This window comes from Rhodococcus sp. 14-2496-1d (genome assembly GCF_002259365.1).
Lineage (GTDB): Bacteria > Actinomycetota > Actinomycetes > Mycobacteriales > Mycobacteriaceae > Rhodococcoides.
Window position 1 is genome coordinate 16,551 of the sequence record NZ_NPFV01000013.1, and the last position, 26,127, is coordinate 42,677.

General features: G+C 64.8%; 19 protein-coding genes and 1 tRNA gene. 7 read left to right on the forward strand and 13 right to left on the reverse strand.

Annotated elements, in window-relative coordinates:
- Window positions 1–163 precede the first annotated feature (163 nt).
- Entirely contained in the window at window positions 164–1,615 is a 1,452-nt protein-coding gene (locus CH296_RS09815) for a DUF3662 and FHA domain-containing protein (protein WP_094684611.1), read from the reverse strand.
- 207 nt (window positions 1,616–1,822) lie between these two features.
- Here CH296_RS09815 and CH296_RS09820 point away from each other — a divergent pair.
- The 4 genes from CH296_RS09820 (at window position 1,823) to CH296_RS09835 (ending at window position 9,477) form a co-directional block, all read left to right on the forward strand.
- Window positions 1,823–1,908, forward strand: a tRNA-Leu gene (locus CH296_RS09820).
- Window positions 1,909–2,337: 429 nt separating this feature from the next.
- Window positions 2,338–6,927, forward strand: coding sequence for a glutamate synthase large subunit (gltB, locus tag CH296_RS09825; protein WP_032397007.1), 4,590 nt, complete (start codon window positions 2,338–2,340; stop codon window positions 6,925–6,927).
- Complete coding sequence (locus CH296_RS09830; RefSeq protein WP_094684612.1) at window positions 6,920–8,371, forward strand: glutamate synthase subunit beta; 1,452 nt, start codon at window positions 6,920–6,922, stop codon at window positions 8,369–8,371. The genes gltB and CH296_RS09830 overlap by 8 nt, the downstream gene beginning before the upstream one ends.
- A 200-nt stretch (window positions 8,372–8,571) precedes the next feature.
- Window positions 8,572–9,477 (forward strand): cutinase family protein, encoded by a 906-nt coding sequence (locus tag CH296_RS09835; protein ID WP_094684613.1) that lies wholly within the window; start codon window positions 8,572–8,574, stop codon window positions 9,475–9,477.
- On the opposite strand, the gene CH296_RS09840 is transcribed toward CH296_RS09835, so the two are convergent.
- The gene (locus CH296_RS09840; protein ID WP_094684614.1) at window positions 9,456–10,982 is read right to left on the reverse strand and encodes an MFS transporter; all 1,527 of its coding nucleotides are present in this window, start codon (window positions 10,980–10,982) and stop codon (window positions 9,456–9,458) included. The two genes, CH296_RS09835 and CH296_RS09840, sit on opposite strands and share 22 nt — an antisense overlap.
- Before the next feature lie 99 nt (window positions 10,983–11,081).
- Between CH296_RS09840 and CH296_RS09845 the strand changes: the two genes are divergently transcribed.
- Window positions 11,082–11,378, forward strand: coding sequence for a putative quinol monooxygenase (locus CH296_RS09845; RefSeq protein ID WP_045197796.1), 297 nt, complete (start codon window positions 11,082–11,084; stop codon window positions 11,376–11,378).
- Here the strand turns inward: CH296_RS09845 and CH296_RS09850 are convergent.
- From CH296_RS09850 to CH296_RS09860, 3 genes are all read right to left on the reverse strand, one after another.
- Complete coding sequence (locus CH296_RS09850; protein ID WP_094684615.1) at window positions 11,313–12,818, reverse strand: phage infection protein; 1,506 nt, start codon at window positions 12,816–12,818, stop codon at window positions 11,313–11,315. The genes CH296_RS09845 and CH296_RS09850 overlap by 66 nt on opposite strands.
- A 105-nt stretch (window positions 12,819–12,923) precedes the next feature.
- Window positions 12,924–13,520: a histidine phosphatase family protein gene (locus CH296_RS09855; protein WP_045197800.1), complete on the reverse strand. Its 597-nt coding sequence runs from the start codon at window positions 13,518–13,520 to the stop codon at window positions 12,924–12,926.
- A gap of 4 nt (window positions 13,521–13,524) precedes the next feature.
- Window positions 13,525–14,436 carry a LysR family transcriptional regulator gene (locus CH296_RS09860; protein WP_235386947.1) on the reverse strand — a complete coding sequence of 304 codons (912 nt, stop codon included), beginning with the start codon at window positions 14,434–14,436 and terminating at the stop codon, window positions 13,525–13,527.
- A gap of 82 nt (window positions 14,437–14,518) precedes the next feature.
- Here CH296_RS09860 and CH296_RS09865 point away from each other — a divergent pair, with 82 nt between their 5' ends.
- On the forward strand, window positions 14,519–15,745 hold the full coding sequence (locus CH296_RS09865; RefSeq protein WP_094684616.1) for an MFS transporter: 1,227 nt from the start codon (window positions 14,519–14,521) through the stop codon (window positions 15,743–15,745).
- On the opposite strand, the gene CH296_RS09870 is transcribed toward CH296_RS09865, so the two are convergent.
- From CH296_RS09870 to lysX, 5 genes are all read right to left on the reverse strand, one after another.
- Complete coding sequence (locus tag CH296_RS09870; RefSeq protein WP_094684617.1) at window positions 15,734–16,210, reverse strand: DUF4190 domain-containing protein; 477 nt, start codon at window positions 16,208–16,210, stop codon at window positions 15,734–15,736. The genes CH296_RS09865 and CH296_RS09870 overlap by 12 nt on opposite strands.
- A 51-nt stretch (window positions 16,211–16,261) precedes the next feature.
- The gene (locus CH296_RS09875; RefSeq protein WP_045197803.1) at window positions 16,262–16,663 is read right to left on the reverse strand and encodes a PPOX class F420-dependent oxidoreductase; all 402 of its coding nucleotides are present in this window, start codon (window positions 16,661–16,663) and stop codon (window positions 16,262–16,264) included.
- 173 nt (window positions 16,664–16,836) lie between these two features.
- On the reverse strand, window positions 16,837–17,841 hold the full coding sequence (locus CH296_RS09880; RefSeq protein ID WP_032397016.1) for a beta-ketoacyl-ACP synthase III: 1,005 nt from the start codon (window positions 17,839–17,841) through the stop codon (window positions 16,837–16,839).
- Window positions 17,842–17,941: 100 nt separating this feature from the next.
- Window positions 17,942–18,838: an alpha/beta fold hydrolase gene (locus tag CH296_RS09885; protein WP_176459181.1), complete on the reverse strand. Its 897-nt coding sequence runs from the start codon at window positions 18,836–18,838 to the stop codon at window positions 17,942–17,944.
- Between the two features lie 109 nt (window positions 18,839–18,947).
- On the reverse strand, window positions 18,948–22,259 hold the full coding sequence (gene lysX / locus CH296_RS09890) for a bifunctional lysylphosphatidylglycerol synthetase/lysine--tRNA ligase LysX (protein ID WP_094684618.1): 3,312 nt from the start codon (window positions 22,257–22,259) through the stop codon (window positions 18,948–18,950).
- 306 nt (window positions 22,260–22,565) lie between these two features.
- Here lysX and CH296_RS09895 point away from each other — a divergent pair, with 306 nt between their 5' ends.
- Window positions 22,566–23,555 (forward strand): hypothetical protein, encoded by a 990-nt coding sequence (locus CH296_RS09895; RefSeq protein ID WP_256980399.1) that lies wholly within the window; start codon window positions 22,566–22,568, stop codon window positions 23,553–23,555.
- Here the strand turns inward: CH296_RS09895 and CH296_RS09900 are convergent.
- The 3 genes from CH296_RS09900 to CH296_RS09910 form a co-directional block, all read right to left on the reverse strand.
- Window positions 23,531–24,091, reverse strand: coding sequence for a GNAT family N-acetyltransferase (locus tag CH296_RS09900; RefSeq protein ID WP_094656703.1), 561 nt, complete (start codon window positions 24,089–24,091; stop codon window positions 23,531–23,533). The two genes, CH296_RS09895 and CH296_RS09900, sit on opposite strands and share 25 nt — an antisense overlap.
- 149 nt (window positions 24,092–24,240) lie before the next feature.
- Entirely contained in the window at window positions 24,241–24,660 is a 420-nt protein-coding gene (locus CH296_RS09905; RefSeq protein ID WP_032397019.1) for a TIGR03668 family PPOX class F420-dependent oxidoreductase, read from the reverse strand.
- A 15-nt stretch (window positions 24,661–24,675) separates the two neighbouring features.
- Entirely contained in the window at window positions 24,676–26,061 is a 1,386-nt protein-coding gene (locus CH296_RS09910) for a bifunctional diguanylate cyclase/phosphodiesterase (protein ID WP_094684619.1), read from the reverse strand.
- Window positions 26,062–26,127: the final 66 nt, after the last annotated feature.

Here is a 26,127-nt window from a genome sequence, read left to right on the forward strand (position 1 = left end):
TTCACCTCCTCCTTCGCAATCGACCCGTGTTCCGCACACGCGCAAAGTCGCGGCGCGGCAGACATGGTTGCCTCGCAGCATCATAGGGTGAAGCAGCTCGTGTCGACGACATACGGGTGGACGAGAGTGCGAGTCGAACCCCCACCCGAGCCCACGTCGATCGTCAGACGATCCGAACCAGAATTTCGGAGTGACCGGCCCGAATGACGTCGCCGTCGGCCAACTGCCAGTCCTGCACCGGAGCGCCGTTGACGGTGGTGCCGTTGGTGGAACCGAGGTCGGAGAGCATGGCCACGCGGCCGTCCCACCGGATCTCGATGTGTCGACGCGAGACACCGGTGTCGGGGAGCCGGAACTGTGCATCCTGGCCACGGCCGATGATGTTCTGACCGTCACGGAGCTGGAAGTAGCGGCCGCTGCCGTCCTCCAGTTGCAGCGTGGCGGCGAGCGCCTGGCTCCGCCCTGCGTACGAGGCGGGCTGGTCGTAGCCGTAACCGTCCCCGCGGTCGCCCGCACCCTGCGGATAGCCACGGCCGTAGGCGGCCGGCGCAGGCGGGTAGTCGTAGCCGGGCTGCTGGTAGCCGGGCTGTTGATATCCGGCGGCCTGAGGCTCGGCATACCGGCCGGCCGGGTCGTTGTACGCCTGCTCCTGGTAGGGGGCCTCGGAGTACGCGGCACCCTGCTCGGCGGCGTTGTAGTCGTAGCCCTGGCCGTTGTAGCCCTGCGCGTTGTAGGCCTGCGCGTCGTATGCCTGGCCGTCGTACCCCTGCGCGTCGTAACCCTGGGCACCGTAGCCCTGATCCTGGCCGCCGGGCGCGCCGAAGGCGTTGGGGTCGTAGCCCTGTTCCTGGCCGGCCGCGCTGTAGGCCTGACCCTGCTCGGGGTACGACTGCTCGTCGTAGCCACCGTTGTACGGCTGCTGGTCGTAGCGCGGATCGTGATCGGCAGGCGCGTAGGCCTGGGCGTCGTACCCGTTCTGCTCACGTGCGGGGTAGCGCGGATCCTGGCCACCGGCGTAACCGTTGCGCGTGCGCGGATCGGGACGATGGCCGTCCGCGGGATCGCGCTGCGGGTCGTAGCCTGGGTTCTGCGTCATGTGGCCGGCTCCTGGTATCGACATCGGTGGGGCAGACGGTCGCTGCGTAGCTGAAGGGACGGGACTGGGTGCCGGCGGAGCCGATTCGTTCTTCGGGGCCGAGGCACCCTGCTGCGCGTTGCGGCCAGCAGTCGCCGATCGTCCCACATCGGGATCGACCGAGCCACTGGCACGGAACTGTCCGGTGTGCAGGGTGGGCGACGGCTCGAATCGAACCACCACGTCGCCGTAGGTCTGCCAGCCTTGATCGCGGATGTAATCGTCGAGGTGGCGTGAGAACGCCTTGACCGTGAGTTCTCGGTCGCCGGCGAGTTCGTCGTGGTCCGAACTGTTGATGGTGATGACGTAGCTGTTGGGTGCCAGCAGATGCCCGCCGTCCAGGGGCCGAACCAGATCCGACGCTTCCTGCTGGAGCGCTGCCTCCACCTCCGCCGGTACGACGCCTCCGCCGAACACGCGGGCGAAGACGTCGCCGACAGCGCCTTGGAGCTTGCGTTCGAAACGTTGAACGATGCCCATCGTGACCCCTCCTCTCACTGTGTTCTTCCACCGTGTGGTGCCTGCTGGTGTGCAGGACGCGACGGCCGCGTGTCATCACGAAGTCGCGCTGCAAGCATGATATACGGTGCCGCCGACGGGGACTGCCCGCCGCGGTCGGCTCCCGGCTGCCCGACGCGGCGATTTTCGAGCGCGGCATGGTGCGTGTTAGTGTTCTCGCCGTTACCCGGGCGGGTGGCGGAATGGCAGACGCGCTGGCTTCAGGTGCCAGTGTCCTTCGGGACGTGGGGGTTCAAGTCCCCCTCCGCCCACCACACTGGCCGCAGCTGATTCGATCGCTGCGGCCAGTAGTTTCTTCCGGGTCGGTTTCTTCGCGGCCCGTTCCTCGAATCGTCCTACAGGCGTGTGATTCTCGGCCGATGTCGGCCGGGTGGTCCAGTACCCGGTCTCGATGGCGTCTCGTGTACGAGAATTCGCAGGTGAAAGCCCATAATAGGCTTACCTTATTTGCGGGGGCACCCAGGTGCTGACTTATCGTTCGTAGTTGGATCGGCCTCACCACGGCCGGATCCGTCGAGACCCTCACTTTTCTACCATGAGCTCACCCGCTCGTGCAGGGGAAAGCGTCGACGATCGACAGGTGCTGCTTCAACGGCGAGGACGCACCGCAGGCCGTTCGTGCAGCCGGTTACACCACACCGTCGCCGACGAGTATCAAGGCTGGACTTATCCGAAGGCTAGGTATGAAGCACACTCCGGGCCCGCAAGGCCTCTACGATCCCGTCAACGAACACGACTCCTGTGGTGTCGCGTTCGTGGTGGACATGCACGGTCGACGCAGTCGCGACATCGTCGAGAAGGCGATCACCGCACTGGTCAACCTCGAGCACCGCGGTGCTGCCGGCTCCGAACCGAACACCGGTGACGGTGCGGGCATTCTGATCCAGGTTCCGGACGCGTTCTTCCGCGCCGTCGTAGATTTCGAGCTCCCCGCTGCCGGCGCGTACGCGACCGGTGTCGCGTTCCTTCCCCAGGGCCGCAGCGATGCCGCGCGTGCCTGCGAGGGTGTCGAGCGCATCGTCGAGAGCGAGGGCCTGTCGGTTCTGGGTTGGCGTGAGGTCCCCACCGACGACTCCTCCCTCGGAGCTCTGGCGCGCGACGCGATGCCGACCTTCCGTCAGCTGTTCCTCGCGGCCCCCGACGCGTCGGTCACCGACCTCGACCTCGAGCGGCGCGCGTTCGTCATCCGCAAGCGCGTCGAGCACGAGCTGGGCGAAGAGGGCGCGGGCAAGGACGGCCCCGGCCGCGAAACCGTGTACTTCCCGTCGCTGTCCTCGCAGACGTTCGTCTACAAGGGCATGCTGACGACGCCTCAGCTCAAGGGCTTCTACTTGGACCTGCAGGACGAGCGTGTGGAAAGCGCACTGGGACTTGTGCATTCGCGCTTCTCCACCAACACGTTCCCGTCGTGGCCGCTGGCACATCCGTTCCGCCGCGTCGCCCACAACGGCGAGATCAACACCGCCACCGGCAACGAGAACTGGATGCGCGCCCGCGAGGCACTCATCACCTCCGACGTGTTCGGTGGCTCCGAGGCTCTCGAGAAGATCTTCCCCGTGGTCACCCACGGCGCAAGTGACACAGCACGTTTCGACGAGGTGCTCGAGCTGTTGCACCTCGGCGGCCGCAGCCTGCCCCACGCCGTGCTGATGATGATTCCCGAGGCCTGGGAGCGGCACGAGTCCATGGACCCCGCACGTCGGGCGTTCTACAAGTACCACTCCTCGTTGATGGAGCCCTGGGACGGACCGGCCTCGGTGTGCTTCACCGACGGCACCGTCATCGGCGCGGTTCTCGACCGCAACGGCCTGCGCCCGAGCCGGCTGTGGGTCACCGACGACGGTCTGGTCGTCATGGCCTCCGAGGTCGGCGTGCTCGACATCGATCCGTCGAAGGTCGTCCGCAAGGTTCGCCTGCAGCCGGGCCGCATGTTCCTGGTGGACACCGCGCAGGGCCGCATCGTCTCCGACGACGAGATCAAGGACGAGCTCGCCGCCGAGCATCCGTACCAGCAGTGGCTCGACGAGGGCCTGACCTCGATCGACGACCTGCCCGAGCGTCCGCACGTGCACATGCCGCACGACCGCGTCCTCATCCGTCAGCAGATCTTCGGGTACACCACCGAGGAATTGAACGTGCTGGTCTCGCCGATGGCGAAGTCCGGTGCCGAGGCCATCGGTTCCATGGGTACCGATACCCCGATCGCCGTGCTGTCGGCTCGTCCGCGGATGCTGTTCGACTACTTCTCGCAGCTGTTCGCGCAGGTCACCAACCCGCCACTCGACGCCATCCGCGAGGAGATCGTCACCAGCCTCGGCGGCACCATCGGACCCGAGGGCGATCTGCTCAACCCGGGTGCCGACGGCTGCAAGCAGATCGTGCTTCCGCAGCCCATCCTGCACAACGACGACCTCGCCAAGCTCGTCCACATCAACGACGAGGGCACGCAGGAAGAGCTGCGCTCGGTGGTCGTGCGCGGTCTCTACCCGGTGTCCGAGGGTGGTGAGGGCCTCCGAAAGTCGTTGGAGGCCATCCGCGCTCAGGTGTCCGCTGCCATCTCGGGCGGCGCGCGGATCATCGTGCTCTCGGACCGTGAGTCCAGCGAGAAGCTCGCTCCGATTCCGTCGCTGCTGCTCACCTCGGCAGTGCACCATCACCTCGTCCGCGAGAAGACCCGAACCAAGGTCGGTCTGATCATCGAGGCCGGTGACGCCCGCGAGGTGCACCACATGGCTCTGCTCATCGGATTCGGTGCGGCAGCGGTCAACCCGTACATGGCGTTCGAGTCGATCGAGGACATGATCGAGCGCGGTGCCCTCACCGACATCGAGTTCGACAAGGCCGTCGCCAACTACATCAAGGCCGCGGGCAAGGGTGTACTCAAGGTGATGTCCAAGATGGGCATCTCGACCCTCGCGTCGTACACCGGAGCCCAGCTGTTCCAGGTCATCGGCCTCTCGCAGGAACTGGTCGACGAGTACTTCACCGGCCTCAACAGCCACCTCGGCGGTATCGATCTCGATCAGGTCGCCGACGACGTCGCAGCGCGGCACGCGGTGGCGTACCTGGACAACCGTCAGGAGCGTGCGCACCGCGAGCTCGAAACCGGCGGTGAGTACCAGTGGCGTCGCGAAGGGGAGTACCACCTCTTCAACCCGGACACGGTGTTCAAGCTGCAGCACTCCACTCGCACCGGTCAGTACGACATCTTCAAGGAATACACGAAGATGGTCGACGACCAGTCCGAGCGCCTCGCGTCGCTGCGCGGTCTGTTCCGCTTCAAGACCGAAGAGCGACAGGCTATTTCGATCGACGAGGTCGAGCCGGCCAGCGAGATCGTCAAGCGTTTCTCCACGGGCGCGATGAGCTACGGCTCCATCTCGGCCGAGGCGCACGAGACCCTCGCCATCGCGATGAACCGTCTCGGCGGGCGCTCGAACTCCGGTGAGGGCGGCGAGGACGTCTCGCGGTTCGAGCCGGACGAGAACGGTGACTGGCGACGCAGTGCCATCAAGCAGGTCGCGTCGGGACGTTTCGGCGTCACCTCGCACTACCTGACCAACTGCACCGACATCCAGATCAAGATGGCGCAGGGAGCCAAGCCCGGTGAGGGCGGCCAGCTTCCGGCGCACAAGGTGTACCCGTGGGTCGCCGAGGTTCGGCATTCGACGCCCGGCGTCGGCCTGATCTCGCCGCCGCCGCACCACGACATCTACTCCATCGAGGATCTCGCGCAGCTGATCCACGACCTCAAGAACGCCAACCCGCAGGCCCGCATTCACGTCAAGCTGGTCTCCGAGGTCGGCGTCGGAACGGTCGCCGCCGGTGTGTCCAAGGCGCACGCCGACGTGGTGCTCATCTCGGGCCACGACGGCGGCACCGGCGCGACGCCGCTGACGTCGGTCAAGCACGCGGGTGGACCGTGGGAGCTCGGGTTGGCCGAAACGCAGCAGACGTTGCTGCTCAACGGGCTTCGCGATCGGATCGTCGTGCAGGTGGACGGTCAGCTCAAGACCGGCCGCGACGTCATGGTGGCCGCTCTGCTCGGCGGCGAGGAGTTCGGTTTCGCCACCGCTCCGCTCGTCGTCTCGGGCTGCATCATGATGCGCGTGTGCCACCTCGACACCTGCCCCGTCGGTGTTGCAACTCAGAATCCGTTGCTGCGCAAGCGGTTCGCTGGCAAGCCGGAGTTCGTCGAGAACTTCTTCATGTTCATCGCCGAAGAGGTTCGCGAGCTCATGGCCGAGCTCGGGTTCCGCACGCTCGACGAGGCCGTCGGTCAGGTGGGTCTGCTGGACACCACCGCGGCCAAGGAGCATTGGAAGGCGTCGAAGCTGGATCTGGCACCGATCCTCGAAGAGGTCGAGTCGGCGTTCATGAACCAGAATCTCTACAACACCGGCGTCCAGGATCACGGTCTCGACAAGGCTCTCGATCAGCAGCTCATCTCGGCCAGCCGCAATGCGTTGGACAGGGGTGAGAAGGTCGCGTTCGAGTCCAAGATCACCAACGTCAACCGCACCGTCGGCACGATGCTGGGGCACGAGGTCACCAAGGCGTACGGCGGCGTCGGTCTGCCGGACGACACCATCGAGATCACCTTCACCGGCTCGGCCGGCAACAGTTTCGGTGCGTTCGTGCCCTCCGGTATGACGCTCCGACTCAACGGCGATGCCAACGACTTCGTCGGCAAGGGACTCTCCGGTGGACATCTGGTGTTGCGTCCGTCGCTGAATGCTCCGAAGGGATTCGTCGCCGAGGACAACATCATCGGTGGCAACGTGTTCCTGTTCGGTGCCACCAGCGGTGAGGCTCTCATCCGCGGCGTCGTCGGCGAGCGTTTCGCCGTTCGTAACTCCGGTGCCGTTGCCGTCGTCGAGGGCGTCGGAGATCACGGCTGCGAGTACATGACCGGCGGCAAGGTCGTCATCCTCGGCTCGACGGGCCGAAACTTCGGTGCCGGTATGTCCGGCGGAGTCGCGTTCGTCTTCGATCCGAACAAGACGTTCGAGGCCAACCTCAACACCGAGCTGGTCGACATCGAGGAGCTCGAAGGCGACGAGTTCACCTGGCTGAAGGACATCGTCACCCGCCATCAGGAGCAGACCGGCTCCGAGGTGGCCGAGCGGATCCTCGCGGATTGGTCACAGCAGGTGAACCATTTCGTGAAGGTCATGCCTCGCGACTACAAGAAGGTACTGCTGGCCATTTCCGAAGCCGAGAAGAACGGCGCGGACGTGGACGAAGCGATCATGGAGGCAGCTCGTGGGTGACCCACAGGGATTTCTGAAGAACACGGTCCGCGAAGTGCCGAAGCGGCGCCCCGTCGACCTGCGCCTGATGGACTGGAAAGAGGTCTACGAGGACTTCTCGAAGGACACCTTGCGCACGCAGGCCAGTCGATGCATGGACTGTGGTATTCCGTTCTGCCACAACGGCTGCCCGCTGGGTAACCTGATTCCCGAGTGGAACGACCTGGTGTTCAAGGACCGCTGGCGCGACAGCATCGATCGACTGCACGCCACCAACAACTTCCCGGAATTCACCGGTCGGTTGTGCCCCGCCCCGTGCGAGGCGGCGTGTGTCCTGGGCATCAATCAGGATCCGGTCACCATCAAGCAGGTCGAGGTCGAGATCATCGACAAGGCCTTCGAAGAGGGCTGGGTCACGCCGGTCTACCCGACGCATCTGACCGGCAAGACCGTCGCCGTCGTCGGCTCCGGACCCGCGGGACTCGCTGCAGCGCAGCAGCTCACCCGCGCCGGGCACACCGTCACGGTGTTCGAGCGGGCAGATCGCATCGGCGGATTGCTGCGATACGGCATCCCCGAGTTCAAGATGGAGAAGCGCCACATCGACCGTCGCCTGGCGCAGATGGAGGCCGAGGGCACCGTCTTCCGCACCGGTGTCGATGTGGGCGTCGACATCTCGGCCGACGAACTGCGCGAGCAGTTCGATGCCGTGGTCCTCTCCGGCGGCGCCACCGCATGGCGCGACCTGCCCATCGAGGGCCGCGAGCTCGACGGCATCTACCAGGCCATGGAGTTCCTGCCGCACGCCAACCGCGTCCAGCAGGGCGACTTTGCCGCACCGCCGGTGAGCGCCGAGGGCAAGAAGGTCGTCATCATCGGCGGCGGCGACACCGGGGCCGACTGCCTCGGCACCTCGCACCGTCAGGGCGCAGAAAGCGTCCACCAGTTCGAGATCATGGCCCGCCCGCCCGAGGAGCGTGCGACGTCCACCCCGTGGCCGACGTACCCACTGATGTACCGGGTGGCCTCGGCTCACGAAGAGGGTGGCGAACGCGTCTTCTCCGTCAACACCGAGCGTTTCGTCGGCGAGGACGGCAAGGTCACCGCACTCGAGGCCTGCGAGGTCGAGTTCAAGGCGGGCAAGTTCGAGAAGGTCGAGGGCAGTGAATTCACCCTCGAAGCCGATCTGGTTCTGCTCGCCATGGGATTCGTCGGACCGGAGAAGGGCGGCCTGCTGACCGAACTGGGTGTCGACTTCAACCAGCGCGGCAACGTCGAGCGCACCAACGAGTGGGTCACCAACGTCCCCGGCGTGTTCGTCGCCGGCGACATGGGCCGCGGCCAGTCGCTCATCGTGTGGGCCATCGCCGAGGGCCGGTCCTGCGCGGCCGCCGTCGACACCTTCCTGCAGGGAGCAACGGCGCTACCGGCGCCGATCGTGCCCACTCAGGCACCGCAGCGGTAAGTCGCGTTTCTCCGCCGAGCTCGAAGTTGTGGACGGATCGAGGTCCGATTCCGTCCACAACTTCGAGTTCGTCTGCTTTCCGCTGCCATTCGACACACGGTTACGTCCGTTAACCATGTAGGCATCTGATGGTCACAGGCCGCTGTCATTGTGGTGATCGAACAACGAAGCGCGTTCGACCACCAGTGAGGCCCCCTCCCATGAGTGTCAAGAAGATCTGCGCCGGTATCGGCGTCGCTGCAGCTGTTGCATCCGGAATCGTCGTCGGAACGGCATCGCCCGCCGCCGCAGACCCGGCCGATTGTCCGGCGATGTACGTCGTGGCGATTCCTGGCACTTGGGAGACCAGCTCGGGTGCGGCCCCCAAGCCGGGCATGCTGACCGACGTCACCGATCGTCTCGGTGGCGACATCCGCACCGACTACGTCTCGTATCCCGCGACCGCGTTCCCATGGGAGGGCGAGGTTTACGGGCAATCGCGTGCCGAAGCCGTCGCCAACGCGGGCGGCATGCTCGAGGCCATGGCGGATCGTTGTGGCGCAACGAAACTGGGCATCATCGGGTACAGCCAGGGTGCCGACGCGGCGGGCGATCTCGCCGCGGCCATCGGCACCGGAGTGGGCGTGGTGCCCGCGGACAAGGTGGTCGCCGTGGGGCTGATCTCCGACCCGAAGCGCTCCGATACCGACGCTCTCGTGGGACCCGCCGTGGTCGGAACCGGGGTCGGTGGACCCCGCGTCGGTGGATTCGGCTACGTCAGCCCCGTGGTGCGGACGTTCTGTGCCGTCGGCGACCTGTACTGCTCGACGCCCAAGGACGATTACGTCGCGCGGCTGGCCGGCTTCTTGGCCGTCTCGTCCAACCCCGCGCCGAACGTCGCCGATCAGTACTCGCAGGAAGCGCAGTCCCTGATCGCGGACCTCGCCGCGGCCGGTGGTCTGCCGGTGTTGCAGGGCCAGCTCACCGACCAGGCGAACGCTCAGCGTCAGCGTGAGATCGAGGCGTTCTACCGTTCGGGTATCCACCAGGAGTACCAGAGCTACGACGTCGGGGGCGGCCAGTCCGCGACTCGGTGGTTGGCGCGCTACCTCGCCGACGCGGTCTGACGGCGTAGCAGCACGAAAACCGCCACAGCGCTGACGGCCATCAGACCGGCGCTCCAGCCGGCCGCGAGGTTGAAGCCGTCGACGAACGACGAGTTCGCGACGGTGGTCAGTTGCGAGGCGAACGGCTCGGGCAGGTAGTCCGCGACGGCGACGGCACCGCCTATGGTTTCTCGTGCGGGGTCCGCTATCTCGGCAGGGGTGCCCGCGGGGATGGCGTCGTCCATGCGGTGCCGGTAGACGGTGCTGCCGATCGTGCCGAGGATCGCGATACCCACGGCGCCGCCCAGTTCGGCTCCGGTTTCCGAGAGTGCCGATGCGGCACCGGCCTTTTCGGGTGCCGCGGCGGTCAGGACGATGTCGGAGTTGAGCGTCGACGCCGCGCCGATGCCGAACGTCAGCAGAGCCATCCCGGTCAGGAGTAAGGGTAGGCCCGAGTTGCTGGTGACGAAGACCATTGCCACACAACCGAATCCGATGAAAGCCAGGCCGCAGGCGATGATGGTGCCCGTATGGATGACCTTACTCATCGTCGGTGCCAACACAGCTCCGGTCGCTGCAGCCGCGGCGGGAATCAACAACCACAGTCCGGCCTCGAGCGGCCCGAGCCCGACTACCAACTGGAGATACTGCGCGGCGAACAGGCTGAAGCCGGTCATCGCGAAGATCACCAGGAACTGCACGACGACGGCTGCACTGAAGGCACGTTCGGCGAACAGCGTGACGTCGATCAAAGGGTGTGCTGCCTTCCGTTGCCGGACGACGAACACTGCACCGAGCGTCAGCCCGACGAGGGCGGTGACGATCGTTGCCGCGTCGATCCCCTCCTGTGCACCGTGTTTGATGGCGAACACGATCGAGAGCATCGAGGAGATCGCGAGAATCACGCTGATGGGATCGAACTTCCCGGGGTCGGAGTCCTTGAACTCGGGGACCAGAAACGGGGCGGCGACGAAAAGTACCACCATGATCGGAATGTTGATCAGGAACACCGAACCCCACCAGAAGTGTTCGAGCAGAACACCGCCGATGACAGGGCCCACTGCTGCTCCACCGGCGAAGCCGGCAGTCCACAGGCCGATGGCTTCCTTTCGCTGAGTGGGGTCGTGAAACATGTTGCGGATCAACGACAATGTGCTCGGCGCAATGGTGGCTCCGCCGATTCCCAGCAGAGCGCGCGCCGCGAGCAGCATCTCGGGAGAGGTGGAGAACGTCGCGGCCAGAGACGCCACTCCGAACACGACGGCACCGATCATGAGCAGGGTGCGCCTGCCGATGCGATCGCCCAGCGAGCCCATGGTGATCAGTAGGCCGGCAAGCAGAAATCCGTAGATGTCGAGAATCCACAACGACTGATTGCTGGTGGGTTCGAGATCGGCCGTCATGAACGGCAGGGCCAGGTACAACACCGACATGTCCATCGATACGACGAGAATCGGCACCACCAGCACTGCGAGGCCGAGCCACTCCTTACCGGTGGCGCGCTGGTCGGTTGCCGTCTGGCTCACTGTGGTTTCCCTTCCCGAATGGACACCTCAGCTTAGGGGGATCGGGAGTACGTTCGGTGAAGAAACATGTCTCTCGCCGAACGAAGGAAAAATCACCTCATGACCAACGATCTGAAGGTAGTCGCGACGATCATCGCCAAGCCGGATGCCATCGACGCCGTGCGCGACGGCCTCTCCGCTCTGGTTGCCGAATCGCGGAAGGAAGACGGCAACCTCTCGTACGAGCTGTTCGAGTCCGCGATCGAGCCGGGAACCTTCATCACCGTCGAGGTGTGGAAGTCGCAGGAGGACCTCGACGGCCACATGCAGACTCCGCACCTGCAGCAGGCGCTAAGCGAGTTCGGGGCCCACCTCGCGGCTGCGCCCGCCATTCATCCCCTCCGGCCGGTCGGCTGACTCACCCCGCACGCTTGCGTAGACGAGTGTCGACACGATGAGCAGGGCCATCGTGGCCCCGATCGCGAGCCAGCCGGTCCCGCTCATCTCGCCCGACGCGATGACGCGGGCCCCGGCGGCGGTGTAGCTCATGGGCATGAAGGCGGCGAGATCGCCCCAGATCGGTGCCGTCGACGCGTATGCGAAGCCACAGACGACGACCTGCACCGCGAGCGCGGCGACGTTGACGATCTGGCCGATCACGGCACCGAGCACCCGTTGGATCGCTCCCGCTGCGGCGAGGTAGGCCGCAGCCGAGACGATCAGGAACGCACCCGCTCCCAGGACCGGCCCGAGGGCGGCGTCGGTGGCGAAGGCGAACGCAACGGCGGCGCTGATGCCCACTGCGGCGACCGCTGCGGCCTCGGCGAGCCAGCGAGGCTTGCTGTCCCTGCCCAGAACCCGCACGAGACTGACGCACCCGAGAGCACCGAGCGCGATCAGTGCAGCGATCAGATACGGGGTGGCACCGGTTCCGGTGCTCGACGACGTGGCCGCGATGTTCTGGTCCGACGCCGCTTCCTCGGTGCCGGCCGCGGTGCCCGGCGGGAGTGCCGCCGAGGCGTCGCGCACATTGGTGGCGATGCCGTTGACGATTCCCTCGACCGGTTCGACCGACGTCACGAGCTGATCGGTGCCGGCCTTGAGCTGCTGGCCGCCGTCGTCCAGTTGGCCCAGTCCGTCGCGCAACTGCACGGTCGCGTCGCCGAGTTGGGCGGTGGCTCCGAGGAACTGACTGTTGGGGTCGTTGAGTTCGGAGGACAGCTGCTGAGCACCGCTCTTGAGAGTCTGCAGCTGGGCGAGGGTGTCGGGCCCGAAAGCCTGCGTGTTCAGAGTGTCGATGACCCCGCGGATCTCACCGGAGATGGCGTCCGATCCCGGGTGCGGGAATCGATCGACCTGGTCAGCGGTGGCGGCGAGTTTGGCGGTGAAATCGGCCTGCAGAGCGCCGAAGCCGGCGAGCTGATCGACGACCTGGTCGACGCCACCGCTGATCTGGGACGCGCCGTCCCCGAGCTGACCGATGCCGTCGCGGTACTGCCCGAATCCATCGGCGAGCTGAATGGTTCCGTCGTGTGCCTGGGTGATGCCGTCGGCGAGCTGCCCGACGCCGTCGTTGAGCTGCGTTCCGCCGTCGGTCAGCTGGCCGATACCGCTGGAGAGGAACGTGATGGGCAGCGATGCGCTGTTGAGGCTGCTCCTGGCTGCGGCCAGGGGATCGGCCGTCTGCTGGTCCGCTGCCGGTGCCTGCTCGGTGTCGGCGACGACGGTGGTGGTTGCCGCGGACTCGCCACCGAGGTCGTAGCCGGTGCCCAGTGCAAATGCACCTACCGCTACCAGAGGAAACGCCAGCGCAGTGAGAGCAACGGCAGGACGTCGGAAGATACGCAATTCACCCATGATGAGTTCGAGGCTAACCGCACGGTGCAGCGTCGCCGACCAGTCGACGACCGGCGACGCCCTATTTTGTGCCCTCGACCTGGGAGTTTAAGAGGTCTCTGTGGATTACCGATTGCGGGGCAGCAGGTCCCACACGTGCTCGGTTTCGTTCACCGAGGAGACCGACCTCGCGCCGCTGCGCGAGAACAGCACCCGCGTCACCGAGCAGTAGTCGATCGGGAAGCCGAGCACCTTCGGGGTCTGCAGAATGTCCTGCAGCAAGATGTTGATCACGCCGCCGTGAGCGAACAGCGCCACGGTGTCGGTGTGTGCGCTCGCCGAGACGACATCGGCGACACCGTCCAGAACTCGCCGGCGAAACGCCTGCTCGTCGACCTGCTCCGGGAGATGCCCGGCCTTGATGCGATCGAATGCCTCACGGAATTCGGTCTTGGCCGACTCGATCGGAACGTAGCCGCCGAAGTCGCGATCGTATTCGGTCAGGCGATCGTCGGGCTCGACGGTCAGACCGAGCCGATCGGCCAGAGGCTGCGCGGTCTGGACGGCGCGTAGCTGCGAGCTCGAGACGACTCGCGAGATCGGGAACCGGGCGACGGCACCCGGCACTCGCTGGGACTGTTCGACGCCGAGTTCGGCCAGAGCGGGATCGGCCGAGGTCTCCGACCGTTGCGGGAGGGCATGCCGCACCAGAACCAATTGCATCGACTCACCTAATCACGAGTGTTCTGCCGCTGCGCAGCACCATCGATCGAAATGCCGCCACCTGACGCGGCGAATCGGCCCGCGGATCCCACACCATGCCGATTCGCCTGCGCGCGGCCGGTTGGGTGAGTCCGATGTCCACGGTTCCGCCCTCACCGCCGTGCGCGCGTATTCGCGGCAGAATGGCGATACCGAGACCGGCTCCGACGAGTCCGCGCACCGTGTGGGTGTCCTGACCCTCGAAGGCGATACGCGGGCTGAAGCCGGCGTCCGCCCACAACTCGTCGCAGATCGAGCGCATCCCGAAGCCGTGGCCCATCGCGATGTAGTTCTCGTCGGCCGTGTCGGCCAGATCGACCGACCTGCGCGTGGCCAGCCGATGATCGGCCGGAACCACCAGCATCAGTCGCTCGTCGTAGAGCTGGAACGAATTGTGCTCGGTGTGTTCGGCGCTGAGAGAGACGAACGCCAGGTCGGAGACCCCGTCGGCGAGACGGTCGAGGCAGCGTGCCCGGGCACCCTGGTCCAGATCGAACGTGACGGCCGGGTGGTCGACGCGGAACTGGCGGATCAGCGCCGGTACGACGTCCTCGCCCAGGGTGTTCTGAAACGCCACCGCGATACGGCCGCGGGCCCTGGCGTCGTGCTCGGTCATGGCGTCGATGCCGGCGTCGATGTCGCTCAACGCCCGCTGGAGATAAGGAATGAGCACTCGGCCGGTGCTGGTGAGCACGATCCCGCGGCCGCGTCGTTCCACGATGTCGACGCCCAGAATTGCCGAGGCGCGGGCGACCTGCCGACTGACGGTGGGCTGTGGGACGCCCAGCACGTGCGCGGCGTCGGTGATGTGTTCGGTGTCGGCCACTGCGACGAGAGTCGGTAGCAGCGGCAGGAGTTCGATCGTTTCACGACGCATTCGCGAATCATATCGCCGGTGTATCGGTTTGCCCGGTCTCATGCATTGGACGAATATCGTGAGCGCTTCTAACGTGATCTGCATGACCACGACGCAGCCCGAGGTGCTCGGATGGGAGGGACACCCCAGGGGATCGCGCGAATACCGCAGGCTCGTGCTGGCACTGCTGTTCGCCGGAGTCGCAACGTTCGCTCAGCTCTATTCGGTGCAGGGCATCCTGCCCCTCATCGCCGCCAATCTCGACATCACGCCGTCGCAGTCCTCGCTCGCGGTCGGGCTCGCGACGGTAGGCGTTGCGGTGTCCGTCATTCCCTGGTCGGTGGCGGCCGACCGCATCGGTCGTGTTCGGGCCATGACGGCGTCGATCCTCACCGCCACGACGCTGGGTCTGCTGGTTCCGCTCGCGCCGTCGCTCGAAGTACTGCTGGTGATTCGATTCTTCGAAGGTGCTGCACTGGGCGGTCTTCCGGCCATCGCCATCGCGTACCTCAGCGAAGAGATCCATCACAAGCACACAGCCCTGGCTGCGGCGACCTACGTGTCCGGTACGACGCTCGGCGGACTGCTCGGCCGCATCGTCGCGGGACCCGTTGCGGAATACACCAACTGGCGGATCGGCACGTTGACCGTGTCGATGATCGCTGCGTTGGCCGCCGCACTGTTCGTCTGGCTCGCACCGAAGCCGCGAACGACGCTCGTGCACAGCCAAATTCGTGACCTACCCGGACGGCTGTGGGTGAACCTGCGCGAGCCGGGGATGGCGGCACTCTACGGCCAGGGATTTCTGCTGATGGGCGGCTTCGTCGCGATCTACAACTACCTCGGATTTCGTTTGGAGGCCGTGCCTTTCGGGCTCCCGCAGTCTCTGATCAGCCTGATCTTCGTGGCGTACCTCAGCGGTACCGTGTCCTCACGGGTAGCGGGCAATCTCGCGACGAAGCACGGCAGATCGGTGGTGCTCGCCGGATCCACCGCCACGATGATCGCCGGAGTCGCCCTGACGATGGCGTCGAATCTCGCCGTCATTCTGACCGGCTTGGTGATCCTGACCATGGGATTCTTTGCCGCTCACGCCATCGCGTCTGGATGGACCGGACAACGAGCCGTCCACGGCCGAGCCCAGGCGACATCGCTGTACAACCTCTTCTACTACGGCGGATCCTCCGTCGTCGGCTGGATCGGCGGCGTCGTCTTCCAATCCCAGGGATGGAACGCGTTGGCGCTGTTCGTCATTGCGTTGGCAGTGATCGCAGGCGTATGGGCCGCGTGCATGAACGGCCGCTTGGCGAAGCCGGTATCAGTAGGTTGACGTGTTTGCGGCAGCGAGGGCAAAAATGACGATCGCACCCACGATGACGACGAAGAGCGCGATCGAGACGTAACCCACGATCAGGCCCGCCGTCGCAAAACCCGATCCGCCTTCGCCGGTGCGCTTGATCTGACCGCGCGCAATGTGGCCACACACCACCGCGCACACCGACGCAATCAACGGAATGAACGTCAGACCGAGAATTGCCAACACGAGTGACACAATCGCCAAGGTGTTGGTGGACGCCGGAGCCTGATACCCGCCGGCATACGGCGCATTCCCGTACTGCGAATACTGTTGCTGCGGGTTCGGGTACTGGGGGCTCTGTTGCGGGGGGTTCGGGTACTGGGGGTTCGGGTTCTGGGGGTTCGGGTTCTGATAAGGCGGGTACTGCTGCCCGCCGTACGGCTGATCCTTGTTCGCTGCGTCGAACGGATCATTGCTCTCACCCTGCGGATAGCCCATGGCGGGAGTGTGGCACCTGGAGACAGCAGTCGCAACCGCTCTCCCTCGGCGCTACGTGCCGAGCTTGCCCCACCCCACATAGGCGTCGACAGTGACGTACCCGGTCACGCGCGGCTGATCCCGAACCGGATACGGATCGCCGGTGTAATGCGTCGAAATGCGATCGATGTCGACCAGATCGGGATCGTCACGCAACTCGATCGAACCGTGCACCGTCACATGGGTGTACCAACTGGCCTCGTCCAACACCGAAATCGAGACCTTCGGATTCGCCTTGATGTGCTCGAGACGCTTCCGCGACGCATCGAAATTGAGCACGACCTTCCCGTCCTCCCACAGATACCACGTGGGTGCGGTGATCGGCGTTCCATCTGCACGAACCACCGCCATGACCGCGGGATTGGCCTTCTTCAGCAATTCGACAGCGGCATCGGGCAACGGAGGCTTGGGCATACGACAACAGTACGACTCGACCCCCGCCTTGGGTCCCGAATCGCCCCACAGCGTCCCCCGGAGTCCACTCGATGTGCCATTGACTGCCGAAAAGGCCACTCAATGTCACATCGAGTGCACTGGGGTGAAAGGTGTGCACTCGGGAATCGGGTGCATCCGATGTGGATCGGCGACTACAGGTTGGGGAGTTTGACTACCTGTCCGGCGTAGGACAGTCCGGCACCGAAGGCGAGCAGCAATGCTGTGTCTCCTGCTTTTGCTTTGCCGGTGCGCAGTAGTTCTTCCATCGCCAGGGGGATCGAGGCTGCCGAGGTGTTGCCGGTTTCGGCGATGTCATTGGCGACGGGTGTGTCCTCGTTCAGGTTCAGGCTCTTGGCGAGGAGTTCGGTGATGCGGCTGTTGGCCTGGTGGGGGATGAAGGCGTGCAATTCGTCGGTTTTGATGCCCGCGACGTCGAGGACGCGCTGCGCGGCTTTGCCCATCTCGAAGGCGGCCCAGCGGAAGACGGAGATTCCGTTCATCCGGATCCAGGGGCGCTCGAGGCCTTCTTCGGTGATGTAGTCGTACCAGTCGGTGGTCTGGACGATGGCGTCGGATTGCGAGCCGTCGGAGCCCCAGACGGCGGGTCCGATCTCGGTTTCGTCGCTCTGGCCGACGACCACGGCACCGGCGCCGTCGGCGAAGATGAAGCGGGTGGTGCGGTCGTAGGGGTCGGTGGTGACGCTGAGCTGTTCTGCACCGATGACGAGGACGTACTTGGACGTTCCGGCCTTGACCAGGTCCGATGCGACGGCGAGGGAGTAGCAGAAGCCTGCGCAGCCGGCGCAGATGTCGAATGCGGCCGGCCCCTTGGTGCCGAGTCCGTGCGCTACTTTTGCAGCTGCTTGGGGTGTGAGTTCGAGATGCGTCGAGGTGGCGACGATGACGGTGTCGACTTGGTCGGCGGTGATTCCGCTGGCTTCGAGGGCCTTACGACCTGCCGCGATGGACATCTCGACGACGTTTTCCTTGGGATCGGCGAAGCGCCGGTTCTTGATTCCGGACCGCGTCTGGATCCACTCGTCGCTCGAGTCGATGAATTCACAGATCTCGTCGTTGGTCACGACTCTCTCGGGGCGGTGAACGCCGAGTCCGAGTAGTTTCGACTGTCGTCCCTGCGTCGTGCTGATCGCACCCATCTTCAATTTCCTCTCGTGCTACCGCGCCATCGCCGAGCTTCGGCTCGGGTCTTGGGCTACGGGCTCGGTGACACACGTTACGTGCGTCGCCTCGAGGAGTTCACACCAGTTCGGTGATGAGGGCTGCGACCTCGGCGGGCTTGTCGATCATGGCGTGGTGGTGGGCGGGCATGACGACAGTGAAGTCGGCCCGCAGATACGCGGCCAGCTTGCGTTGAGTCTTGATCCATCGCTTGCCCCACGGGGAGGGTCGTCCGGTGTGGGCTGCGGCGACGATGACCGGAACGACGAGGGGCGAACGCTTCCGCATTCTGTTCAGTTCGGCGGCGAGGTCCGGGTAGACGACGTCCTCCACCAGGGCGGCGGCGAGGTAGGTGGGTCGTCGATAGATGTCGTCGACCCAGTCGAACGTCTCCTGCGGTGTGCCGTCGGGCGGTGTCGCCTGATTGAGGACGCGTCGCACACGCGGTCCGACCAGCTTCTGCAGGCCGGTCTTGCTGAGCGCGGTGGCGATGACGTGGGCAGCCTCGACGCGCACGACGGTCGGGACGAAGCGTCTGGGGTCGGATTCGGCGCTGGAATCGAGCAACAGAATTCCGCGGGTGCGCGACGGGTACAGCCGGGCCACAGCTTCTGCGTAGAAGCCGGCTATCGAATGACCTACCACGACGGCCGGGTCGGTGACTCCGAGTGCGTCGAGGACACCGATGATTCGGTCTGCCTCCCCGCGGACGGTAGGTGTGGCACCGGCGGGCAAGGGGTCGCTGAGTCCGAAGCCGGGGCGGTCGAGAACGACCACGTGATGGTGGGCGCTCAGGATGTCGACGGTGTCGTTCCAGTCGAACCAGTTACTGCCGAGGCCTCCGCACAGGACGACCGTGGGGCCGGTTCCGCGTACGAACAGATGCAGACGTTGCCCGTCCACCTCGACGTACTGACCGGGAGGATGTTTCACGGGAAACAACGCACTGCGTTCGGCTCGATCCCCGCTGTCCATGTTTGGTACTCCACGATGCTCTACCGACCTGTCGACTGTTTCACGCTCCAGTTTCCATCATTTTCCCCGTTTTGCACACTCGTGTGCGTGGATCGGTCACGAGGGAAGGTCATTGACGCGGCTTGGCCAGGGGGAACGCGAGCGTTTCCCGAATGCTGCCACCGGTGATGAGCATGACGACCCGGTCGACTCCCATGCCGAGACCGCCGGTCGGCGGCATCCCGTGCTCGAGTGCTTGCAGAAAATCCTCGTCCAGGCTCATCGCTTCCTCGTCACCGCCGGCCGCCAACAGCGACTGTTCGGTGAGGCGCTGTCGCTGATCGACAGGGTCGGTCAGCTCGCTGTACGCGGTACCCAGCTCCACACCCCACGCGACGAGATCCCACTTCTCGGCGACGCCCGGAATGCTCCGATGCGGCCTCGTCAACGGCGACATCGACGTCGGGAAGTCCTTGTAGAAAGTGGGGAATTCGGTGTAGTCCTCGACGAGATGTTCGTACATTCCCTGCGCGACGGCCCCAGCATCCCAGGTCTTCTCGTACGGAATGTCGTTCTCGTCGCACAGGCGTTGCAGCTCCTCCAGAGGAGTCGCCGGTTCGACGGGCACTCCCAACTTCTCGGCGACGGCACCGTGCAACGTCTTGACCGGCCATTCGCCGGAGATGTCGATCTCGATCATTTCTCCGTTCGGGCCGTCCGGGCGCAGGATGATCTCGCGTCCGTGCGCGGCAACGGCTGCTCGCTGAATCAGCTCGCGGCACAACACCATTGCGCGTTCGTAGTCGCTGTGGGCCTCGTAGGCCTCGAGGATCGTGAACTCGGGGTTGTGCTTGAAGTCCGCGCCTTCGTTGCGGAACACGCGGCCGATCTCGAACACCTTCTCCATGCCTCCGACACACAGGCGTTTGAGATAGAGCTCCGGTGCGATCCGCAGGTAGAGGTCGAGGTTGTAGGCATTGATGTGGGTGACGAACGGTGCTGCGTTGGCACCGCCGTGAACCTGCTGCAGAATCGGTGTCTCGACCTCCATGTATCCGCGCTCGCCGAGCGAATCACGAAGTGACTTCACGACATTGGATCGGGCGATCATCAGTGCACGAGCATCGCGATTGATCGCCAGATCGACGTAGCGTTGCCGCACCCGAGCTTCCGGGTCGGTGAGTCCGCGATACTTGTCCGGCAGTGGATGCAAGCACTTGGCATTCATTCGCCAGTCCGTCGCGAGCAGCGACAGCTCCCCACGCTTGCTGCGGCCGATCGCGCCACTGACCTCGATGAGATCGCCGAGGTCGAAATCGGCGTCGAAGTTCTCGATCGAATCCCCGACGCGATCGCGGTCGAAGAGAACCTGGATATCGGCCGACCAGTCACGCACCACAGCGAATACGACACCGCCGTAGTCGCGAATCCGCAGGATGCGTCCGGCAATTCGTACCGTTGTGCCCTGCGGCGAGGCCACCGCCGCCTCGACCGTATGCGTCGGGGGATAGGCGACGGGATAGCCCTCGGTGCCCTCGCGTTCGAGACGATCGAGTTTCGACATGCGTACGCGCACCTGGTCGGGACGCTTACGGCCCGGTGTCGGCTCGTCCGGGACGCTGTCGGGGCCGCTGCCGTCGGGATGAATGTCGTCGGCGTCGGCCAGAGCCGCGGGCACCGCAACGTGAGAACCGGTGTGCTTCGAGGCGCGTCGGAAGGTCGGCAGGGTCAAGAAGCCCTCGGCGATGGCCGACGCGACGCCGACCTTGGGCAACACCCGATTGTCGGCGAAGCAGAGGTAGCGCGGCTCCCATTCCGGAAGGTACTTCACGTTCGAGCGATACAGGGCCTCGAGCTGCCACCACCGAGAGAAGAACACCAGCACGCTGCGCCAGATTCGCAACACCGGCCCGGCACCGATCCGGCTGCCCTCCTCGAACGCCGCGCGGAACACCGCGAAGTTCAGCGAGATCTTGCCGACCCCGAATTGATCGGCGCTGGTGGCGAGCTCGGTCACCATCAGTTCGATCACCCCGTTGGGCGACGCCGGATCACGACGCATCAGATCCAAGGACACACCGGTGCGACCCCACGGCACCAGCGAGAGGACGCCGATCACCTTCTCGCCCTGAACTGCCTGCACCAGAAGACAATCGCCGTCGAGCGGATCACCCAGTCGACCCAACGCCATCGAGAACCCACGCTCGGTTTCGGTATCGCGCCACGCATCCGCGCAGGCGATTATTTCCGACATCTCCTCCGACGAAATGTCACGATGACGACGCACGGTGACCACGACACCCGCTTTACGAGCCCGGTTGACCGCCTGACGCACGGGGCGCATCTCGCGTCCATTGAGGTTGAAATCCTTGGTTTTCAGGATTGCTTCGTCGCCGAGTTCGAGGACACTCAGTCCGGCCCGCTTGTACGCGGTCGCGCCGATCTCGCTGGCGCCCATGACAGCTGGGGTCCAGCCGTATTTCTCGGCCAGGTCCAACCATTCCGAGATCGCATGCGGCCACGCCTCGGGATTTCCGATCGGGTCACCACTGGCCAGACAGACGCCGACCTCGACTCGATACGTCACCGCCGCCTTACCGCTGGTGGCGAAGATGACGCCCTTGTCGCGCCGAGTGGCGAAGTAGCCGAGGGAATCGTCGGCACCCCATTTGTCGAGCAGGCCACGCAGCGCGGACTCGTCGCGACCGGTGAGCGCGTTGCTCGACCGCTGCGACCGAAACAACGTGACGACAGCCCCCAACAACGCCAACGCTCCGAACAGCCCGAGGGCCGTGTTCACGATGCCGTTCGGCCTGCCGTCGAACTGCTCGTTGTCCACCGTCGCCAACGCCGTCACGCGATTGAACGCCCACAGGAACGTCTGACTCTCCGGCAACGATCCGGGGAACAGCGCAACCAGCGCCCACCCGATCACCGTCCCGACGGCCGCGCCGAGCACGAGCACCCCGAGCGCCTTCCACACCGCACCACGACGCACCCGCGTGTAGAACTCCTTGCGCGCGGCGATCAACACCCCCGTCACCACAACATGGACAGCCAGCGCAATCCACGAATTGACGCTCTTGTCCGTGATCCCCTCGACCACATTGGTGATCGCCAACAACACCAGATAGATCGTCAGCAACCACCACGCAATGCGCTTACGACTCGCCAACGCCGCCGCCAACAAACCGACCACCAGCGCCCACGACAAACTCGTATCGGGAGCATCGAAGTAATAGCTGTCGACGTACTCACGCGGAACGTGAATCAGGAAACGAAGAGTCGGCGACAGACTCCACAGAAACAACAACACCGCGAACACACCGAGCACCAGACCCGCGATATGCGGAACCTCACTCAAACGACCGCGCTCGGGTGGCACGAACGACCGCGGAACCATGGACCCGGACCGCTCCGAGGAAACTGCTGTCGCCGTCATATCTCACTCCCGAAGTCAGAATGCACTTGCACCGTAGACGGTATCCCCGCCAAGGCGAGTCAGGTGCCCATTGCCCGCACCCCCGCCCACTCAATGTGACGTTCAGTGGCCTTTTCGGCAGTCGATGTCACATCGAGTGGACATCGGGTCGGGTGCGGGCGGCGGATCTTCAGGTGCGTTGGATCTCGATACGACGTCGCCTCGGCGCGCGTGGGTGAAAGTTCGTCCACAGGGCGTGAGTTATCCACAGGGCAGTTCGTTTCCCGTCGTCGCGGCGGATTCGGGGTGCGCGGACTGTGCATCATCATGGCCATGAAGCGGGGTGGAGCACGAGTCGATGCGAAGGTGATCGCGGCTGCGTCGGATCGCGGCTTCATGAGGACAGCGCACTTACTCGAGCTCGGGGTGGCGTCGAAGACCATCGTTCGACGCACACAGCCGGACGGCAGCTGGTCACGGGCGTTACCTGGGTTGGTGTTCTTGAAGAATCGTTCGCTGACGCCGATCGAACGCGCCTCCGCGGTGGCGATCTACTGCGGCAAGGATGCTCTCATCAGCGGTCGGGCAGGGCTGGCGTTGCATGGATTGGGCACGTCGGGTTCGTTGGAGGAGACGTTCGCACTGATTCCCGAGCCGCAACATCGCAAGTCCGTGGGCTTCGCTGTCGTGGAGCGGACGTGGCGAATGCCGACGGCGGAAATCAAGTCGGGACTTCGCGTCGCCCCGATCGTTCGGTGTCTGTGCGATGCAGTTCGACGGATGAAGAATGCCGAGCAGTGCATGGCGTTGATTGCCGGTGTCGTGCAGCGAGGTGCGGCCACCGTGGACGCGATCATGAAGGAACTGAACGCCGGTAGTACGCGGGGAACTGCGATGCCACGTCGAGTTCTGAGGGAACTGGCTGCAGGTGCGCACTCGGTGGCGGAGGCTCAGGCCCAGAAGCTGTACGCGCGCAGCGGACTTCCGACGATGCAGCACAACGTGGCTGTCCACGACGAGCAGGGCAGGTTCCTGCTGATAGCCGACAACTGGCTCGACGATGTCGCGTTGGATTGGGAGATCGATTCGCTCGAATACCATCTCTCGCCCGCGGCGCACAGGGCGACGGTGGCGCGTCGGGAACGAGCGCAGAATGCCGGCCTCATCGTGGTGACACATCTGCCGAGCGATATTCGGGAGGACCCGGAACGCGTTCTGTCCGACCTTCGTGCGCGTTACGAGCAGGCCAAGGCGCGACCGCGACCGAATGTCACGGTCCGACCGCGAGCGGATCAGGCTCGTAGTCGCTCGGGTTGATACACCCACACCATGTGCTTGCCGGTCTCGGACGTAGCTGCGATCGGCCGATGCTCGATCCTGTCCAGCACGAATCCAAGCCTCTTGGGTACGGCCTGGCTCCGGAGATTCGCTGCGTCACAATGAATTTCGACTCGATTGATTCCGTCCAGCCTTGAGGCCTCCCGTATGAGGGCGGCGACGGCCTCGCTGATCATCCCACGTCCCTCGGCCCGGGCGTCGAGCCAGTAACCCAATTCGATGCCGTGCGGGCCGATCCGGCGATGCATCCCGATCTTGCCCAGAAACGCACCGCCGTCGCGCTCGAAAATTCCGTAATCGAACATCTCCCCGGCATTCCACTGCTCGACGGCCTCCGCAATGCGAGCCGATTGCACCGAAGGCTGGGCCGCTTCTTCGGTCGCCCACCCCATCCACGGCGCAAGGCGCGCGAGATTGCGACCGATCACGTCGGCAACGGCGTCGGCATCGCCGGCCGACTCGCGACGAATGAGAAGTCGGCCGGTGACAATCCGATCGGGAGGTACATCCAGCATGGCCAGCAGTGTGTCAACAGTGCACCCGATCTGCCAACGAATTTCGTTGCACTGTCACCCGGTCGCAGTCCACTCGATGTGCCATCGACGGGCGAAAAGGCCACCGAAGGTCACATTGAGTGGACAAGGGGCAGCGGCAAGGGCGGGGTTCAGGAAGCCGACCAGGATCTCCAGGACAGTTTGTCGATGATGATGACCGGACCTTCGGGTCTGTTGTTTTTGTATTGACTGTATTTCGCGACCAGGGCGTCGGTGGCCGATGTGCCTTCGGCGCTGGAGGTTTCGACGATGTGGGCGGATCCGTCCGCGCGGATCCACCAGAGTTGGGACCAATCGTCGGTGTAGTGGTCGACGATGAGGCTGACGGCGGGGTCGGCGCGGATGTTGTCGAGTCGCTGGAGTTTCTGCGTTGTCTTGGGTTTCCAGTCGATGGCGGTGAAGATTCGGTCGCCGGTGGGGGCGACGGCGAAGACGATCGGGACCAGGTGTGGTGTGCCGTCGGGGTTGATGGTGGAGAGTTGGGCTCGGGGTGCGTCGGTGAAGCGTTGGACTTCGTTGTCGATCTTCACGTTCGGTTCCTCGGGTTATGCGGATTCGCTGTGGGTGCTGTGTCGGGTGATGAATTGTTCGAGTGCCGCAACGGACATGGGGCGTCCGAGTAGGTGTCCTTGGCCGAAGGTTACGCCCATGTCGGTGCAGATCTGGAGTTGTTCCGGTGTCTCGATTCCCTCGATGACGGTGTCTTTGCCGAGAGTGGTGGTGACGTCGACGAGGGCTGTGCAGAGCGTGATCATGGCGCGGCGTCGGTGCAGGTTGTCGCTGTCGAGGTGTTGGGTGAGGGATTTGTCGATCTTGAGGGTGTCGACGGGGAGGGTGGCGAGTCGTTCGAGGGAGGAGAAGCCGGAGCCGAAGTCGTCGATGGCGATGAGGACGCCGTGGCGTTGGACGTCGCGGAGTTGGTAGTGGACTGCGTCGAGGTCGTGGAGTGTCTGTGATTCGGAGAGTTCGAGGGCGAGTCGTCCGGGTTCGATGCCGTAGGTGTCGACGGTGTCGATGACGTCGGTTGCGAGGGTTCCGGTGGCGAAGTGGGCTGGGCTGATGTTGACGCCCACTTGGAGGTGGATGTTGCGGGTCTGCCAGTCCGCGATCGTGTGTGCGACCTCGGCGAGAATCCACATGCTCAGCGGGACGATGAGGTCGGCGTCCTCGGCGAGGGGGATGAAGGTGTCGGGCATCAGCAGGCCGAGTTCGGGGTGGTTCCATCGGATGAGTGCTTCGGCCCCGACGACCGTTCCCGTCGCGAGTTCGACGATGGGTTGGTAGACCATCGTCAGTTCGCGCTCGACCATGGCGGTGCCGCGTAGTCGTTCGATGAGTTCGAGTCGGGTGCGGTTGGTGTGGTGGAGCTCGTCGGTGAAGACGTGGTGTTCGTTGCGTCCGACGGCTTTGGCGGCGTGCATGGCTGCGGTGGCGTTGTGGACCAGTTGGGTGGCGCTGATGTCGGTGGTGGTACTCGAGGCGACTCCGACGCTGGCGGTGAGGGTGAGTTGGCGGCCGGAGAGCTCGAAGGCGGGCTCGAAGATGCTCGCGAATCCGGCAGCCAGGGCGCGCGCGGCTATGGAGTGGCATCCCCGTGCGATGACGACGAATTCGTCGCCGGTGAGTCGGCCGATGGTGTCGCCGGGGCGGGTGGAGGCGAGCAGTCGGTCGGCGACCATGCACAGCAGGCTGTCGCCCTGGGCGGGTCCGAGGGCGTCGTTGAACTCTCGGAATCCGTCGATGTCGACCAGCAGGACGCTGAACTGACGATCCGGGGTGCGTCGTTCGAGCTCGTCGGTGATGAGGGCAAGGATCTCGACGCGGTTCGGAAGACCGGTCAGCGCGTCGCGTTGGGCGGCTGTTCCGACTACGGCGGCGGCTGAGGTGACCGCGGCGACATGACGGGGCGGCGCGTCGTGCTCTCGGCTCACTGTTCCCCCTCATGGCCGGACAGCCATGGATGATACTAGCCGAAGAGTCTGCTTGAACGCTATAAA

What these genes read in the sequence shown, in the direction of transcription:
- CH296_RS09815 (WP_094684611.1), bottom strand. Translation starts at nt 1,615, where the DNA reads ATGGGCATCGTTCAACGTTTCGAACGCAAGCTCCAAGGCGCTGTCGGC.
- gltB (WP_032397007.1), top strand. Translation starts at nt 2,338, where the DNA reads ATGAAGCACACTCCGGGCCCGCAAGGCCTCTACGATCCCGTCAACGAA.
- CH296_RS09835 (WP_094684613.1), top strand. Translation starts at nt 8,572, where the DNA reads ATGAGTGTCAAGAAGATCTGCGCCGGTATCGGCGTCGCTGCAGCTGTT.
- CH296_RS09845 (WP_045197796.1), top strand. Translation starts at nt 11,082, where the DNA reads ATGACCAACGATCTGAAGGTAGTCGCGACGATCATCGCCAAGCCGGAT.
- CH296_RS09850 (WP_094684615.1), bottom strand. Translation starts at nt 12,818, where the DNA reads ATGGGTGAATTGCGTATCTTCCGACGTCCTGCCGTTGCTCTCACTGCG.
- CH296_RS09855 (WP_045197800.1), bottom strand. Translation starts at nt 13,520, where the DNA reads ATGCAATTGGTTCTGGTGCGGCATGCCCTCCCGCAACGGTCGGAGACC.
- CH296_RS09860 (WP_235386947.1), bottom strand. Translation starts at nt 14,436, where the DNA reads ATGCGTCGTGAAACGATCGAACTCCTGCCGCTGCTACCGACTCTCGTC.
- CH296_RS09865 (WP_094684616.1), top strand. Translation starts at nt 14,519, where the DNA reads ATGACCACGACGCAGCCCGAGGTGCTCGGATGGGAGGGACACCCCAGG.
- CH296_RS09870 (WP_094684617.1), bottom strand. Translation starts at nt 16,210, where the DNA reads ATGGGCTATCCGCAGGGTGAGAGCAATGATCCGTTCGACGCAGCGAAC.
- CH296_RS09875 (WP_045197803.1), bottom strand. Translation starts at nt 16,663, where the DNA reads ATGCCCAAGCCTCCGTTGCCCGATGCCGCTGTCGAATTGCTGAAGAAG.
- CH296_RS09880 (WP_032397016.1), bottom strand. Translation starts at nt 17,841, where the DNA reads ATGGGTGCGATCAGCACGACGCAGGGACGACAGTCGAAACTACTCGGA.
- CH296_RS09885 (WP_176459181.1), bottom strand. Translation starts at nt 18,838, where the DNA reads ATGGACAGCGGGGATCGAGCCGAACGCAGTGCGTTGTTTCCCGTGAAA.
- lysX (WP_094684618.1), bottom strand. Translation starts at nt 22,259, where the DNA reads ATGACGGCGACAGCAGTTTCCTCGGAGCGGTCCGGGTCCATGGTTCCG.
- CH296_RS09895 (WP_256980399.1), top strand. Translation starts at nt 22,566, where the DNA reads ATGGCCATGAAGCGGGGTGGAGCACGAGTCGATGCGAAGGTGATCGCG.
- CH296_RS09900 (WP_094656703.1), bottom strand. Translation starts at nt 24,091, where the DNA reads ATGCTGGATGTACCTCCCGATCGGATTGTCACCGGCCGACTTCTCATT.